This is a genomic window from Xanthobacter sp. 91, from assembly GCF_000702385.1.
GTDB lineage: Bacteria > Pseudomonadota > Alphaproteobacteria > Rhizobiales > Xanthobacteraceae > Xanthobacter > Xanthobacter aminoxidans.
In genome coordinates this window covers 2165771-2181364 of sequence record NZ_JNIB01000001.1, presented here as the reverse complement: position 1 = coordinate 2181364, position 15594 = coordinate 2165771, and the positions used below count along the sequence as shown (strand labels likewise).

Sequence of the window (15594 nt, the reverse complement as noted above, 5' to 3'; positions counted from 1 at the left end):
GATGGCTTCAGTGTCAGGGTGTCGGCCATGGCCGCGCCTCCTGTCCGGGCTCAGGGTGCGCGCGTCAGGACGCGGGCGAAGGGGTGGGTGCGGCGGCTGTGGAGGTGGCGGGGATGGACTTGGTGTCCACCGTCGCGGTCACCGACATGCCGGGGCGCAGCTCGCGCTTGGCGAGCACGCGGGGATCGATGGCGATGCGCACGGGGATGCGCTGCACGATCTTGGTGAAGTTGCCGGTGGCGTTCTCCGGCGGCAGCAGGCTGAACACCGAGCCCGAGGCCGGGGACACGCTCACCACCTTGCCGGTGAAATCGTGGTCGGGGTAGGCGTCCACATAGACATCCACGCTCTGGCCGGGCTTCAGGCGGCCGAGCTGGGTCTCCTTGAAGTTGGCATCCACATAGACGCCCTCCAGCGGCACCACGGCGACGAGGCGCGTGCCGGTCTGCACCAGCTGTCCCACCTGCACCGCGCGGTTGCCGACCACGCCGTCGATGGGCGCGCGCACCACGGTGAAGTCGAGGTCGCGCTGCGCCTGGTCGCGGGCGGTCTTCAGCTCGTCGAGCACATGGGACGCCTCGGTGCGCTGGGCGGCGAGCACCACCACCTGCGCCTCGGCGGAGGCGATGGCGGCCTTGGCGGCCTCCACGCTCGCGGCGGTCTTGTCCTTGTCGGCGCGGGCATTGTCGAGGGTAGAGCGGCTGGCGAAGTCGGAGCGGGCGAGCTTATCCTGCCGGTCGAATTCCGCCTGCGCGCGCTTCTGGTCGGCCTCCGCCGAGGCGAGCTGCGCCTTCATCTGGTCGACGGTGGCGCGGGCCGCCGTCTCCTGCTGGTCGAAGCGGGAGAGGGTCGCCTGCTGGGTGGCGATCTTGTTCTCGGCCGACTGGAGGGCGAGGCGATAGTCGCCGTCGTCGATGCGGGCGATCACGTCGCCGGCCTTGACCCACTGGTTGGCCTCCACGTCGACGCTCTTCACGTAGCCGCCGACCTTGGCCGCGATGACAGACGTGTCGGCCGCCACATAGGCGTCGTCCGTCGACACATGGAAGCGGCCCACCTGCCACCAGTGCATCCCGTACCAGCCGCCGGCCGCGACCAGCACCGCCAGCACCGAACCGAAGATGAGCGGCTTGCGCGAGCGCGGCTTCGAGGGGTCCTTGGCGTCGGCCGGAGCCTCCACTTCCACCGCAGGCGCGGCGGGATGGGTCTCCTCCCGCCGCGCCTTGAGCACGGTCACGCCGGCCGAGGGGGGTTCGGCCTGCGCATCCGGCTGCGGTTCGGGTGCAAAAGCGGGCGCCGCCGCTTCATTCCTGATGATCTGAGCCACCTTGATCTCTCCCGGCCAGCTGGGGCCTGACTGAACGGTTTAGTCAAAACCTGGAGCCATCATATTGAACTGAACGGTTTAGTCAATTACTTTGACAAAATGTTGGAACGGTCCCATGCAGGAACCCGCCGAAGGAGGGCGGACATGAACGAGGCACTCGAACACGCCAAGGCGCGCGCCACGGACGGGAACGCCCCCTCTCCCGCCGAGCAGGACATGGAGGCGAAGAAGCGCCTCGACATCATCGACGGTGCCCGCCGCGTCTTCTTCCACAAGGGCTTCGATGGCGCGAGCATGGACGAGATCGCCCGCGCGGCCTCGGTCTCCAAGGCCACCATCTACGTCTATTTCCAGAGCAAGGCGGACCTGTTCCGCGCGCTGGTGGAGGCGGACCGCCGCCAGTCCGCCGAACGTCTCTTCGAGTTCGACGAGGCGGACGCGGACGTGGAGAGCCTGCTGAAGCGCATCGGCGTGTCCTTCATGAGCATGATGATCCGGCCGAACCACATCCGCCTCGTGCGCATGGTGTTCGGCGTGGCGGAGAAGTTTCCGGCCATCGGCCAGACCTTCTTCGAGACCGGCCCCTGCTATGGCGGGCGGCGTCTCGGGGAATTGCTCCAGCGGCAGGTGGAGCTGGGCCGGCTCGACGTGGACGACTGCCAGGCCGCCGCCTTCGAGTTCTTCAACCTGTGCCAGGGCAATCAGGTGAAGGCGCTCATGTTCGGCCTGTCTGAGGGACCGACGCCGGCGGACATCGAGCGCACCGTCGGCCGCGCCGTCCGGGTGTTCCTCGCCGCCTACGGCCCGAAGGACAAGCCCGCCGGCTGACGCCCTCGCATTCGCCGGGCCTTTCGGGTGGGCCTGACCGGCTTCCGGCCGTATCCCTTGGCCAGCGCATTCCCCTGCGCGGGAGAACCGATTGTCCGCGATGCACCGGCAGAACCGGGTGACGCCCCTCGGCCTGTTCGAGGCGGTGCCCGCGCGCGGCCTGCTCATGGGCAACCGGGGCAATCTGCGCCGGCGGGACGGCACGCAGAAGATCTGGCACGCGCGCGGCTGGGTGTGCTGCGTTACATCCTTCCGGGGCCGGCGGATCGATCTTGATGATCCGCGCCGCTACACGCCGCTCTTCTTCATGGACGAGGCGGTGGCGCTGGCCGCCGGTCATCGGCCCTGCGGCGAATGCCGGCATGCGGATTATCAGGCGTTCAAGCAGGCGTGGCGCCGGGCCTTCGCCATTCCCGACGATGCTCCCCTGCATGCTGGCGACATGGACAAGGCGCTGCATAAGGCCCGCATCGCGCGCGGCCATCAGGTGACGCACGTCGCCGCCCTGCGCGATCTGCCCGCCGGCACCTTCGTGGCGCTGGACGAGCGGCCGGGCGAGGCCTTCCTCGTGGAGGCCGGCGCGCTCCATCGCTGGAGCCACGCCGGCTACGGCGCGCCTGTCCCGATCCCGGATACAGACGCCACCGTGCTCACGCCCCGGCCCACGGTGGCGGTGCTGCGGGCCGGCTATGCGCCGCGGATGGCGGCGCGGGGATGAGCGGCACCGCGGTCTGAAGGTGCCAAACCGCCCCCCGCCCGCTCACTCCGCCGCGGCGGAGATGGCCTTCAGCGGCCGTTCCACCTCGCGCACGAGGCTTTCGCTGGAGATTTCCGAGAGGTTGCGCGCGCCGGTGAGGGTCATGGCGACCCGCATCTCCTTGGCGAAGAGGTCGAGCAGATTCTCCACGCCCTTCTGTCCGTCGGTGGCCAGCGCATAGACGAAGGCGCGGCCCAGCAGCACGCCGTCGGCCCCCTGCGCCACCATGCGCACCACGTCGAGGCCGGAACGGATGCCGGAATCGGCGAGGATGGCGAGGCTGCCCTTCACCTTGTCGGCGATGGGCGGCAGCGCGCGGGCCGAGGAGAGCACGCCGTCGAGCTGCCGGCCGCCGTGGTTCGACACCACGATGCCGTCGGCGCCGAAGCGCACCGCGTCCTCGGCGTCCTCGGGATCAAGGATGCCCTTGATGACCATCGGCCCCTTCCAGAACTCGCGGATCCATTCCAGATCGCGCCAGCCGATGGAGGGATCGAAATTGGCGCCGAGCCAACCGACATAATCTTCCAGCGTGGTCTTGTTGCCGCGATAGGCGGAGACGTTGCCGAGATCGTGCGGCGTGCCCATCAGGCCCACGTCATAGGCCCAGAAGGGATGCAGCGCCGCCTGCACCATGCGGCGCACGGCGGCGTTGGGGCCGGACATGCCGGAATGGGCATCGCGATAGCGCGCGCCGGGCACCGGCATGTCCACGGTGAAGACCAGCGTGCGGATGCCCGCCGCCCAGGCGCGCTCCAGCGCGTTCTTCATGAAGCCCCGGTCCTTCAGCACATAAAGCTGGAACCAGAAGGGCTTCTCCACCTTGGCGCGCACCTCCTCGATGGGGCACACCGAGACGGTGGAGAGGGTGAACTGGATGCCCTTGTCGAGCGCCGCCTTCGCCGCCTGCACCTCGCCACGGCGGGCGAACATCCCGCATAGGCCGACCGGGGCCAGCGCCATGGGCATGGCGAGCTTTTCGCCGAGCAGCGTCGTGGACAGGTCCACCTCGCCCACGCTCTTCAGCACCCGCTGGCGCAGGGCGAGCTGGGTGAGGTCGGAGACGTTGCGGCCCAGCGTCACTTCCGCATAGGCGCCGCCGTCGATGTAGTGGAACAGGAAGGGCGGCAGGCGCCGGCGGGCGGCTTCGCGATAGTCCGAGGCGGAGGAGATGATCACGGCGTCAGTTCTTTCTCTTGCTGGCGTTGGGCGACGCGGGAGGAGCGACGGCGGCGCGCCGCGTCGTCCTCGATCTCCCGCAGGGTTTCCTCGACGAATTCGAGATGCAGCAGCGCGGCCGTGCGCGCCTCTTCGGGCCGGCCCGCGATGATGGCGGCGGCAATGGCGCGGTGCTGGTCGTCCAGCGCCTGCGCGGTGCTCGGGATGAGGTAGAGCTTTTCGAGGCTGCGGGAGATGGAGTGGCGCAGGAGGTCGAACAGACCCGCCATCACCTGCCGCATCACCGCATTGTGGGAGGCTTCCGCCACCGCCATGTGGAAGGCGGAATCGGCCTTGGCCTGCGTCTGCGCATCGGTGGCGGCGGCGGAGAGGACATTTTCCAGCGCAGCCTGAAGGTTCGCCTTGTCCTGCGGGCCGGCGCGCAGCGCGGCGTGAAAGGCCATGTCCGCGTCCAGCGACTTGCGGATCTCCATCACGTCATGCCAGTAGCCCGGCTCCCCCGCCGCCTCGGCCGCAAGCGGGCCAAGCGCTTCGGAGAACGCCGCGTCGGAAAGCGCCGCCTCGGAGAACCGTGCCTCTGCGGGCGCGGCCACATAGGTGCCCCCGCCCCTGCGGCTCACCAGCCGGCCCCGGCTCGACAGATGCCGGATGGCCTCGCGCAGCTTCGGCCGCGACACGTTCAGCTCCGCCGCCAACGCCCGCTCGGCCGGCAGGCGCGCGCCGGGCTGAAGGCCGCGTTCGGCGATGAGGGCTTCGATGGTGTCGGTCAGGTCGGCCAAAGGGCGGCTCCCGCGCAGCATCGGGATATTGGTCAGTCCAATATCGTCGTGTGGCGCGGGAAAACTCTATGACTTGAGATTGGTCAGGCCGCAAGCGGAAAATTGGCCTGACCAATTTGCGCGCCGCTGCCGGCTCAGTCCGCCCATTCCGGGTCCGTGGTGAAGGCGATGGTCAGCCAGCGATCGGGCGTGTCGCTGCCGATGGCGACGCCGATCTCGTCGCGGATCACGTCCCAGTCCTCCAGCCGCATGGCCGGCCAGCCGTGGGGCACGATGAAATAAAGCTCGATCTGCCGCCCCCGCCCCACCCGCGCGACATAGGAGCGGAAGGAGAGGAAGCCGTAGCGCGCCACGACGGCGGCGGCCACCTGATCCACATGCTCCTTCAGCGCCGGCGGGGTCACGAGCAGGATGTCCGCCAGCGCCTGCTTCACCGTGGCGAACGGCAGGGGGATGATGACGAGGCAGACCACCGCCAGCGCCACCGGATCGATATAAGGCGAGATCCACGCGCGCGGCGTGCCCTCCACCGCGAGGCCGATGAGGAAGGCCACCAGCAGCGCGAAGGTGAGCCCAGCCGACATCATCCACGCCTTGGCGTCGAGGGCGAGGAAATCGGATTTGATGGTCCTGTTCGCCCGCCGCACGACCAGCGCCATCGAGAGCGCCACGCAGACCGTGATGACCGCGTAGAGGATGGCCTGGTCGAAATCGAGCGCCCGGCCGCCGGACATGAGGCTGCCCACGGCATTGATGAGCGCATAGACCGACGCGCTCATGAGCAGGATGCCGTTGAGCCCCAGCACCATGGGCTCCAGATGCCAGAAGCCCATGGTGAAATGGGCGATGAACCCCTTGGCCGGCGCTCCCGGCGCGGTGGAGGTCGCGATCAGCCGCGCCACCACGAGGGCGAGCACCGTCATGCTGGCGTCGGTGAGCGCGTAGACGCCGTCGAACACGATGGCATAGGAGCCCGACAGCAGGCCGAACACGATGCCCAGCAGCGCCAGCAGCAGGGTCACGCCGATGGATATGCGCAGCACCCCCTGCTCGGTCATCCCCGCCCCTCCCCACGCCCTCGTTCGGGACACAGACTATCCCGCGCCGGCCCCGGCTTGAAACCGCCGCGTTGAAGCGGCAAGCCGCGTGCGCCCGCGTCTCCCTCATCCCGCGCAGGGCGCGCCGGCAGGGCATCGCTTTTCCTTATATGCGGATTGGAAAACGGTATTATTCCTCCATATCCGGCCTTCCTAGAGTGACCATCGACTTTGCGCCAACCCAGCCTCGGGGCGGCTCGCCAAACATGCAAAAGCGATGCTCACATTCCCGAACGATGCCAAGCTTCTGATCTGCGGACAGCTGACCGACGGGGCGGACCATGTTCCGATCCTCGACAAGTTCAGCACCAAGCCCTGCGGTGTGGTCCACATCCCCTCGCGGGCACAGGTGCGCGAGACGGTGGTGCGCATGCACCGCGCCCATCTTGCCGACAGGCTCTCCCCCTATGAGCGCGGCCAGATTCTGGAGCGGGCGGCCGGCGAGGTCGCGGCGCGCGCGGAGCACCTCGTCGACATGCTCCAGCGGGAGGCGGGGTTTACCCGCTCCGACGCTCTCGGAGAAATCAACCGCACCGTCGACACGCTGAAGCTCTCCGCCATCGAGGCGCGCCTTCTCACCGGGGATGTGGTGCCTTTTGGCGGCGCGCCCGGCCAGAAGAACCGCTTCGGTCTCACCATCCGCGTCCCGGTGGGCATCGCCTGCGCCATCACGCCGTTCAATGCCCCGCTGAACACGGTGGCGCACAAGGTGGGCCCTGCGCTGGCAGGCGGCAACGCCATCATCATCAAGCCGTCGCTGCACACCCCCTCGCCCTCCAATTTCCTGGCGGAAGCGCTGATCGCGGCGGGCCTGCCCCCGGACCTGATCGCGGTGCTGCACGGCGGGGGCGAAGTCGTGCGCTGGATCGCCGAAGAGCCGCTGGTCAATTTCTTCGCCTTCACCGGCAGCACCGAGGTCGGCGGCATCATTCAGGGCTATGCCGGCCTGCGGCGGACCCAGATGGAGCTTGGCTCCATCGCCTGCACCTATATCGGCGATGACGCGGACCTCGATGCCGCGTTGCCGAAGGTCGTCGCCGCCGCCTATCGCAAGGCGGGACAGGTGTGCACCTCCATCCAGCTTCTCATGGTGCATCAGGCGCGCCTTGCGGAGGTGGGAGAACGCCTGCGGCCGCTCGTCGAGGCCATCGCCTATGGCGATCCGCGCGATCCGAAGACCGGCATGGGTCCCGTCATCAGCCTCGAGTCCGCCGAGCGCATCGAACGCTGGATTGCCGAGGCGGAAGCCGCGGGCGCGCGCCGGCTCGTGGGCGGCCCCCGCCGAGGCGCGGTCGTGCCCCCCACCCTGCTCGAAGGGGTTTCCGCGTCCACGCCCCTCGGGTGCCGGGAGGTGTTTGGCCCGGTGATGTCGCTGGTGCCGGTGAGATCCCTGGACGACGCCATCGCCCGCATCAATTCCACCCCCTACGGCCTCGCCGCGGGCCTGTTCACCAACCGCATCGACGACGCGGTGAAGGCGGCCTTCGCGCTCAGGGTGGGCAACGTCTTCATCAACGAGACATCCAGCTCGCGGGTGGACCTCATGCCCTATGGCGGCTCGAAGGACAGCGGCTTCGGTCGGGAGGGACCGCGCCATGCGGTGCGCGAGATGACCGAGGAGCGCCTCGTCAGCTGGACCGTGTGAGCCCGCAGAAGCAACTCAGGGCCGGGAACAGAAAACAAAGAAAAATGAACACCGTTATGCGGTGAAGGGAGGACGACATGAAGAAGACGCCTTTGAACGGTTGGAAATCGTCTCTTGCGGTGACGCGCCGTCGTGCGCTCGCGGTCGGCGGAGGGCTGCTCATGCTGGCCGCCGCCGGCAGTGCACGCGCGGATGACGGACCGGTGAAGATCGGCATCATCACCCCCAAGCAGGGGCCGAGCGCGGCCATCGGCCTGCACATGGCCCGGGGCGCGGAACTCGCCGTGGCACTGGAGGGGGGCAAGGTCCTCGGCCGGCCTGTGGAGACCGTCTGGCTCGACGAGGCGAGCCCGCAGATCTCCCAGCAGAACATGCAGCGCATGGCCGACGAATATAAGGTCGCCGGCGTCGTGGGCGGCAATTCCAGCGCCGCGGTTCTGGCCATGATGAGCGTCGCCCAACGCGAGAAGGTGCCGCTCATCGCCGCGGGCGCCGCCGCGCGCGAGATCACCGGTGCCAACTGCAACCGCTACACGTTCCGCACCCAGGCGCCGGCGCTGGTGCAGCTGAAAAGCGTGTTCGGCGACCTGAAGGGCAAGAATATCTACTTCATGACGCCGTCCTATGCCTTCGGCCAGGACGTGCTGCGCTCGGCCCGCTCCCTGCTCCAGGAAGCCGGCGCCACCGAGGTCGGCAACGACGAGGTGCCGGTCAATACCGCGGACTACAGCTCCTACATCCTGAAGATCCGGCAGGCGAAGCCGGACGTGGTGGTGGGTGCGCTGGTCGGCCTCGACCTGTCCAACTTCATGAAGCAGTGGAACGAGCTGGGCATGAAGGGGCGCATCCCGATCTACGAGGTGGCGGTCAGCGACACCGACTTCTGGGATATCGGCGCCACCGCCGCCACCGGCACCCATGTGAAGCCCTGGTATTACAACGACCCCAAGAACAGCGAGCGCGAGAAGGCCTTCACCAAGGCGTATATCGAGAAGTACGGCCAGCCGCCCTCCGACAAGGCCTGGTCGGGCTGGGTCGCCATGCGCGCCCTGCTGGAATCCATCGACAAGGCGAAGTCCACGAGCCCGCAGGCGGTCGTGGCGGCGCTCGAGACGTGGCAGGCGAAGGACGGCGTCGTCCCCTACGGCTTCCGGGCCTTCGACCACCAGCTGGTGCGCCCCGCCGTGGTGGTGCGGCTGAAGGACAAGATCACCGACAAGTGGGACTACATGGACGTGGTGCGCTGGACCTCCGACACCGCGGACACGACCGAGAAGGCCTTCGGCACGAAGGCCGAGATCGGCTGCACCATGGACCCGTCCTAGGCCCTGACCGAACAACAAGCTGACCAGAACGGGAACGCGTCATGGAGATCATCCTGTCGCAGGCCGCCAACGGACTTGTATTGGGATTCATCTACGTCCTGATCGCCGTCGGCCTGTCCATCACCTTCGGCATGCTCGGCATCGTGAACTTCGCCCACGGCGCGTTCTTCGCGCTGGGAGCCTATTTCGCCTACGAGCTGAAGATGCGGTTTGGCTGGCCTGCGGTGGTGTTCGCGCCCCTGCTGGTGGCGGCCATCGGCATCGTGGTCGAAATCGTGGTGATCCGGCGTCTCTACGGCAAGGACCCGCTGGTCAGCCTTGTCATCACCTTCGCCCTGGCGCTCCTGATCGAGGCGATCATCCGCTTCGTCTGGGGCGCCGACGGCAAGCCGCTTGCGCCGCCGGAGTTCCTGAGCGGCTTCGTCGAGCTCGGCCCCATCTTCATGACGCAGTACCGCGTGGCTGTCCTCGGCTTCACCATCCTCGCGCTCGTGGCGTTGTGGGCTTTCATGAACTTCACGCCCTACGGCCGCATCCTGAAGGCCGGCAGCCGCGATCCTGAAATGGTGGACATGCTCGGCATCAACCTGCCGCTCGTGCTCACCGGCGTGTTCGGCCTCGGCTGCGGTCTCGCCGCTCTCGCCGGAGTGCTCGCCGGCCCGCTGTGGACGGTGTCTCCCTCCATGGCCGCCAACGCCATCATGCCCGCATTCGTCATCGTCGCCATCGGCGGTCTCGGCTCCTTCGCCGGAGCGCTGGTGGCGGGCCTCGCGGTGGGGGTCGTCATGTCCCTCACCATCCAGTTCTGGCCCCAGGCATCCACCGCCTCGATGTATGCCCTGATGCTTCTCGTGCTCCTGCTGCGTCCGCGCGGCCTGCTCGGCACCCGCTGGGAGCGTTTCGAATGAAACCGCTCCTGCGTGCACTCACTTCGCCGGTGGCGATTGCCGGCGTGACGCTCGTCGCCCTCACCGGCCTCGCCGTCCTCACCGGCGCCGCCATCAACCACGTCACCCAGATCGCCATCTATGCGCTCTACGCCGTGGGCGTGAATGTGCTGATCGGGTATCTCGGGCTGGTGCCTTTCGGCGCCTCCCTGTTCTTCGGCTGCGCGAGCTACGCGGTGGCGCTCACCCTGGGGCGCATCCTCGGCAACGAGATACTGGCGCTCGCCTGGGCCATCCTGTTTTCCCTGCTGCTGTCCGCGGTGCTGGGGGCGATCATCCTGCGGCGCAAGGGGCTCTATTTCTCGCTCATCACCCTCGCCTGCTCGCAGGTGGCGTTCGAGATCGCCTTCAAGTGGACCGAGATGACGGGCGGCGAGAACGGCATCCAGAACGTGCCGCGCCCGCTATTCCCCGATGCCGTCGCCTTCCACTGGTTCACGCTGGTGGTGGTGGTGCTCGGCCTCGCCGTGCTGTGGCAGCTGGCGCACACGCCATTCGGCCGGCTGATGCAGGCCGTGCGCGACAACGAGCAGCGCACCACCATGCTCGGCTACAACACCTTCGTCATCCGCTGGATCGGCTTCTGCATCAGCGGCATGGCGGTGGGCGCGGCCGGCGGTCTCCTCGCCATGATGCTCCAGGGCGCCTATGCCGACAACATGAGCTGGCAGCGGGCCGGCGACCCGGTGCTGATGGCGGCGCTCGGCGGCGTGCACCATTTCCTCGGCCCGATCTGGGGCGCCATCACCTTCCTCATCCTGGAGAACGAGCTCAGCGTCATCACCGAAAACTGGTGGCTGATCTTCGCGCCCATCATCATCGTGTTCGCGCTTCTGTCACCGGAAGGCATGGCCGGCATCGTCCAGCGCTTGCGCCGGCGCGAAGGCTGGGCGCTGACCCGCAAGGGCATTCCCCCGCGCCCCGCCGTCATCCGTCCCTATGTGTCGGCGCTGGCCGGCAGGGGCGCGGCGTCGAGCGAGCCGGTGCTCTCGGTACGCGGGCTCAGCAAGAAGTTCGGCTCCATCGTGACGCAGGCCGACATCTCCCTCGATGTCCACGCCAACCAGCTGCACAGCATCATCGGCCCCAACGGCGCGGGAAAGACCACCTTCTTCAACATCCTCACCGGGCTCATCCGGCCGGATGACGGCCGCATCCTGTTCGAAGGCGCGGACATCACGACGCTGAAGCCGCACCAGCGCGCCCAGCGCGGCATCGCCCGCTCGTTCCAGATCCTCAGCGTGTTCCCGCATCTCACCGTGTTCGAGAATGTGCGGATCGCCGTCGCCCGTTCCCGCGGCTTCTGGCACGGCTGGTGGCGCGACGCCTACCGCGATGACGAGACCAACATGAAGGTGTGGTCCGCCCTCGCCGCCGTGGGCCTCGCCGACCGGGCGGCGGACCTGTCCTCCGAACTCTCCCACGGCGAGAACCGCCTTCTGGAGATCGCCATCACCCTCGCCGGCAACGCCTCGGTGCTGCTGCTCGACGAGCCGCTGGCGGGCCTCGCCGAAACCGACCGAAAGGTGGTGAGCGACCTCATCGTGCGGCTGTCCAAGAGCCACACCGTGATGCTCATCGAGCACGACATCGATCGCGTGCTGTCCCTGTCGGATCGCATCACCGTGCTGCACCAGGGACGGCTCATCGCCGATGGCAAGCCGCAGGTCGTGGCCCGCAATCCCGAGGTCATCTCCGCCTACATGGGCAAGGCCAAGGGCGACGCCGGCACCGAACGCGAGAGCGTGCGCCCGCAGGCCCGCGCGGAGGCTCCCGCCGCCGCGAAGCCGGTGCTCCTCTCCTTCAAGGACGTCTGCGCCGGCTACGGCGGCGGCACGGTGCTGGAAGGCCTGGATCTGGAGGTGCGGGAATCCGAGGTGGTGGCGCTGCTCGGCCGCAACGGCGTCGGCAAGACCACGGCGCTGCGCACCATGATGGGCGCCATCCACGCCCACGAAGGGCGCGTCACCTTCGCCGGCGAGGACATCACGGCGCTGCGGGCGGACCGCATCAACCGCATGGGCATTTCCATCGTGCCCGAGGGCCGGCGGCTGTTCCCCAATCTCACGGTGCAGGAAAACCTGGCGCTGGCCGCCCGCGCGGGCGGTGCCGGACTGGACGAGGTCTGCGATCTCTTCCCCAAGCTGCGCATCCTCATGCGCAACAAGGCGGAGAACCTCTCCGGCGGCGAGCGGCAGATGGTGGCCATCGCCCGCGCCCTGATGGTGCCGAGCCGCCTCATCCTGCTCGACGAGCCCTACGAGGGCCTCGCCCCGGCCGTGGTGCAGGAGGTGAAGGAGGCGGTGCTGAAGCTCACCACGCGGGCCAGTCTCGTCATCGTCGAGCACCACGCGGAGGAGGTGCTGGCCATGGCCGACCGCGCCTACGTGCTGGTCAACGGCCAGGTCGCCTTCGCCGGCGCGGCGCAGACCCTCGCCCACGACATCGCCTTGCAGGACCGCCTGCTCGGCATCGCGGCCGCCTGATCTCTTTCACCAACAGCGGCGGGCGCAGGCCCGCCACGGAGAAGACGAAAATGACCCTTGTCGTTGCCGAACCCCATGCCCACGCCGACGCCACCAGCAAACCCGAGGCGGTGACGCGCAATCTCGGCGAACTGCTGTGGATCCAGTATCCCGGCCATCACGGACAGGCGCTCTCCAAGGCCATCGTCACGCCGGACCTCGTGGGCAGCCGCTTCTTCGACCACCGCATCTCCTGCTACGAGCCGGGCGCGTTCGTGGAGAGCCATGTCCACAAGGTGCAGGAGCAGATCTATCACGTGCTCTCCGGCGAGGGCGTGCTGGTGGTGGATGGCGAGCGCCGCCTCGTGCGGGCCAACGACGTCACCTACATCCCGCCCGGTGTGGTCCACGAATTCCACTGCACCGGCACCGACACGCTGGTGTTCCTCGTCATCACCAGCCCGCCCACCGACGAAGATCCGGCGGCAAAGGGCGGAGCCGGCGCATGAGCCGCATTCTCGTCACCGGCGGCGGCGGCTGGCTCGGCAGCGCCATCGTCCGCGCCCTCCTGGCGCGCGGCCACGCGGTGATCGCCACCGACGTGGTGATCCCCCCGGCGCTGGAGGCGCTCGCCGCCTCCGACCCGCGCCTGACCTGCGCCACCGCGGATCTCGGCGAATGGCCGCAGGTGGTGGGCCTGTTCCGCGCCCATGCCCCCGACGCGGTCGTGCACTGCGCGGCCATCGTGGGCGTCGTGCAGTGCGCCGACCTGCCGCTGAAGGCCATGCGCGTCAATGTGGAAGGCGCGGTCAACGTGTTCGAGGCCATGCGCCTCTCCGGCGTGAAGCGGATGGTGCACGTCAGCACGGAGGAAACCTACGGCGACTTCACCGCGCCGATGATCGACGAGGACCACCCGCAGAAGCCCACCAGCATCTACGGCCTCACCAAGCTGGCGGTGGAGCACTATGGGCGCGCCTACGGGCGCGACCACGGCCTCGAATGCATCAATGTGCGCACCTGCTGGGTCTACGGCCCGCATCTGCCGCGCCCGCGGATGCCCAAGACCTATATCGACGCCGCGCTGAAGGGCGAGGCGCTGCGCATTCCGGCCGGCGGCGATCTGGCCGTGGATCAGGTCTACATCTCCGACACCGTGGCCGGCGTGGTGCTGGCGCTGGAGAAGGCCGAGCACCGCTTCGACGCCTACAACATCGCCACCGGCGCCGCGCCCACCCTCGCCGACGTGGCGGGGCTGGTGAATGCCGCCGTCCCCGGCGCGCGCATCACGGTGGACCCCGGCCCCTATCTCCACGGCGGCCGCATCCTGACCGCGCGCAAGGGTGCGCTCGACATCTCCCGCGCCCGCGCCGAACTCGGCTACGCGCCCCAATACGACATCGCCCGCGGCATCGCCGAGATGATCGCCATCAGCCGGGCCGCAGCCGGCCTCTGAAAGGAATGCGCACCATGAGGCCCCTGGCCATCGTCATCGGCGGAACCCGCGGGATCGGCCTGTCCTGCGTCAACCGCCTCGTCGCCGACGGATACGCCGTCGCCAGCACCTATGTCTCGGCCGGGGCCCCGCCCGAGCAGGCCCACGTGCGCGCCTATGCGGCGGACGTGACGGACGAAGCCTCCGTCGCGGCCCTGTTCGCGGCGGCGAAGGCCGATTTCGGGACCGCGCCGCGCGCCGTGGTGGTGAATGCCGGCGTCAACGTGCCGCCCGCCCCGCTCGCCGATTTCCCGAGCGCGGATTTCGCCCGGCTCCTGAGCGTGAACCTCACCGGCGCCTTCAATGCGCTGCGCGAGGCGGCGCGCCATGTGGAGGACGAGGGGGCCATCGTCGCGCTCTCCACCTCGCTGGTGCGCCGGCCGCTGCCGGGAGCCGGCCCCTACATCGCCTCCAAGGCGGCGGTGGAGGCGCTGGTCCGCTCGCTCGCCATCGAGCTGGCACCCCGCCGCGTGCGGGTGAATGCGGTGGCGCCGGGGCCGGTCGATACCGACCTCTTCCGCTCCGGCAAGAGTGATGAGGCGGTGAAGCGCTCCGCCGCCCTGAGCCTGTTCAATCGGGTCGGCCATGCGGATGAGATCGCCGAGGTGGTCGGCTTCCTCGTGTCGTCGAAGGCGAGCTGGATGGACGGGCAGATCGTCCAGCCCAACGGCGGCCTGGTCTGAGCTGCCGCCATGCCCACGCCCGCCCCACTGTCCAGCGCCGTCCCGCGCCAGCCCGCTTCCGCCTCAGGCGTGAGCGGCGATGCGTGGCGGCTCCGGCGTGGCCCGCTCGGGCTCCTCCGGATCGGACAGCTCGACCCCCTGCCACCGGCCGCGCTCGACCAGCTCGCGGACCAGCTGGATCAGTTCCGCCCGTACCAGCGCGGTCGCGTCGGACATCTTGTCGGCGGGCTGGGAGAACAGGTAGTTGGGCCGGGTGATGGATGCGTTGCTGATGCGCAGGCAGCGCCAGTTCTTGCTCTGCGCGGACCCGTGCACATGCACCGCCGCCATGGGCTTGATGGTGGCGCCCATGCCCTGGGACAGGCACGACATCAGCAGCGGCAGGGAGTCGATTTCGGCGAGGGGCATCAGCTTGATGTTGAGCCGCTCGTACTCGATCTCGATGCGCCGTCTCAAACCATGTCCCTGGCTGGGCAGGATCAGGGGCAGGTCGACGATCTCCTCCAGCGTGATGGTGTCGCGCAGGCGCGGGAAAAGCGGGCTGTTGCAGGGCAGGATGACGAACAATTCCTCGGTCAGCAGCGCCGTGCGGCTCCAGTCCGGCACGGCGGCGGGACCGAACAGGATGGCGAGGTCCAGCTGACCGCTGATGGCCATGTGCTGGATGTGGCCGCTCAGCCCCTCCACGATGTTCACGCAGACGCCCGGAAACCGCTCCTGCATCCGCTCGATCAGCGGCATGCCCACTTGGCACAAGGTGGTGGGCGCGAGGCCGACGCTGACCCGGCCGGTGGTCTCCGCCGTGTTCTGGCGGGCGAGCGCCAGGGCGTGGTCCAGCTGGCGCAGGATGAACTTGGCGTGGCGGAACAGGGTGTGGCCGTTGCTGGTGGGGCTCACGCCCTTGGCGGAGCGCACCAGCAGCGGGGCTCCCACCTCCTGCTCCAGCCGCGCGATCTGCTGGCTCAGGGCCGGCTGGGCGATGAGAAGCTGGCGCGAGGCCTTGGCGAAGCCCCCGCACTCCACGATCGCGACGAAATACTTGAGCTGTCGCGTATCCATGCGCGCGT

Annotated in this window: 14 protein-coding genes; 9 read left to right on the top strand and 5 right to left on the bottom strand. The window is 68.6% G+C overall.

Features of this window, described 5'->3' with window-relative positions; translation table 11 throughout:
• Window positions 1–64: 64 nt before the first annotated feature.
• Window positions 65–1327, bottom strand: coding sequence for an HlyD family secretion protein (locus A37E_RS0110370; RefSeq protein WP_029556518.1), 1263 nt, complete (start codon window positions 1325–1327; stop codon window positions 65–67).
• A 144-nt stretch (window positions 1328–1471) separates the two neighbouring features.
• On the opposite strand from A37E_RS0110370, the gene A37E_RS0110365 reads away from it, so the two are divergent.
• Both A37E_RS0110365 and A37E_RS0110360 read left to right on the top strand, forming a co-directional pair.
• Window positions 1472–2155 carry a TetR/AcrR family transcriptional regulator gene (locus tag A37E_RS0110365; protein WP_051678924.1) on the top strand — a complete coding sequence of 228 codons (684 nt, stop codon included), beginning with the start codon at window positions 1472–1474 and terminating at the stop codon, window positions 2153–2155.
• 91 nt (window positions 2156–2246) lie between these two features.
• Window positions 2247–2873: a hypothetical protein gene (locus A37E_RS0110360; RefSeq protein WP_197022955.1), complete on the top strand. Its 627-nt coding sequence runs from the start codon at window positions 2247–2249 to the stop codon at window positions 2871–2873.
• A gap of 42 nt (window positions 2874–2915) precedes the next feature.
• Here A37E_RS0110360 and lldD read toward each other — a convergent pair whose 3' ends face one another.
• The 3 genes from lldD to A37E_RS0110345 all read right to left on the bottom strand — a co-directional run bounded on the left by lldD (window position 2916) and on the right by A37E_RS0110345 (window position 5928).
• The gene (lldD, locus tag A37E_RS0110355) at window positions 2916–4091 is read right to left on the bottom strand and encodes an FMN-dependent L-lactate dehydrogenase LldD (RefSeq protein WP_029556515.1); all 1176 of its coding nucleotides are present in this window, start codon (window positions 4089–4091) and stop codon (window positions 2916–2918) included.
• A complete protein-coding gene (locus tag A37E_RS0110350) occupies window positions 4088–4870 on the bottom strand; it encodes an FCD domain-containing protein (RefSeq protein ID WP_038192866.1) in 783 nt (260 codons plus the stop codon). The genes lldD and A37E_RS0110350 overlap by 4 nt, the downstream gene beginning before the upstream one ends.
• 134 nt (window positions 4871–5004) lie before the next feature.
• Window positions 5005–5928 carry a cation transporter gene (locus tag A37E_RS0110345; protein WP_029556513.1) on the bottom strand — a complete coding sequence of 308 codons (924 nt, stop codon included), beginning with the start codon at window positions 5926–5928 and terminating at the stop codon, window positions 5005–5007.
• Between the two features lie 256 nt (window positions 5929–6184).
• On the opposite strand from A37E_RS0110345, the gene A37E_RS0110340 reads away from it, so the two are divergent.
• The 7 genes from A37E_RS0110340 (at window position 6185) to A37E_RS0110310 (ending at window position 14527) form a co-directional block, all read left to right on the top strand.
• Window positions 6185–7612 (top strand): aldehyde dehydrogenase family protein, encoded by a 1428-nt coding sequence (locus A37E_RS0110340; RefSeq protein ID WP_029556512.1) that lies wholly within the window; start codon window positions 6185–6187, stop codon window positions 7610–7612.
• 77 nt (window positions 7613–7689) lie between these two features.
• The gene (locus tag A37E_RS0110335; protein ID WP_029556511.1) at window positions 7690–8937 is read left to right on the top strand and encodes an ABC transporter substrate-binding protein; all 1248 of its coding nucleotides are present in this window, start codon (window positions 7690–7692) and stop codon (window positions 8935–8937) included.
• 41 nt (window positions 8938–8978) lie between these two features.
• Window positions 8979–9845 (top strand): branched-chain amino acid ABC transporter permease, encoded by an 867-nt coding sequence (locus A37E_RS0110330; protein WP_029556510.1) that lies wholly within the window; start codon window positions 8979–8981, stop codon window positions 9843–9845.
• The gene (locus A37E_RS0110325) at window positions 9842–12370 is read left to right on the top strand and encodes an ATP-binding cassette domain-containing protein (RefSeq protein WP_029556509.1); all 2529 of its coding nucleotides are present in this window, start codon (window positions 9842–9844) and stop codon (window positions 12368–12370) included. Before A37E_RS0110330 ends, A37E_RS0110325 begins: the two co-directional genes overlap by 4 nt.
• A 50-nt stretch (window positions 12371–12420) precedes the next feature.
• Window positions 12421–12858 (top strand): cupin domain-containing protein, encoded by a 438-nt coding sequence (locus A37E_RS0110320; RefSeq protein WP_029556508.1) that lies wholly within the window; start codon window positions 12421–12423, stop codon window positions 12856–12858.
• A complete protein-coding gene (locus A37E_RS0110315) occupies window positions 12855–13805 on the top strand; it encodes an NAD(P)-dependent oxidoreductase (protein WP_029556507.1) in 951 nt (316 codons plus the stop codon). The genes A37E_RS0110320 and A37E_RS0110315 overlap by 4 nt, the downstream gene beginning before the upstream one ends.
• Window positions 13806–13819: 14 nt before the next feature.
• Window positions 13820–14527, top strand: a complete 708-nt coding sequence (locus A37E_RS0110310) for an SDR family oxidoreductase (RefSeq protein ID WP_245279309.1) — start codon at window positions 13820–13822, stop codon at window positions 14525–14527.
• Between the two features lie 63 nt (window positions 14528–14590).
• Here the strand turns inward: A37E_RS0110310 and A37E_RS0110305 are convergent, their stop codons facing one another.
• Window positions 14591–15586 (bottom strand): LysR substrate-binding domain-containing protein, encoded by a 996-nt coding sequence (locus A37E_RS0110305; RefSeq protein ID WP_051678922.1) that lies wholly within the window; start codon window positions 15584–15586, stop codon window positions 14591–14593.
• Window positions 15587–15594: the final 8 nt, after the last annotated feature.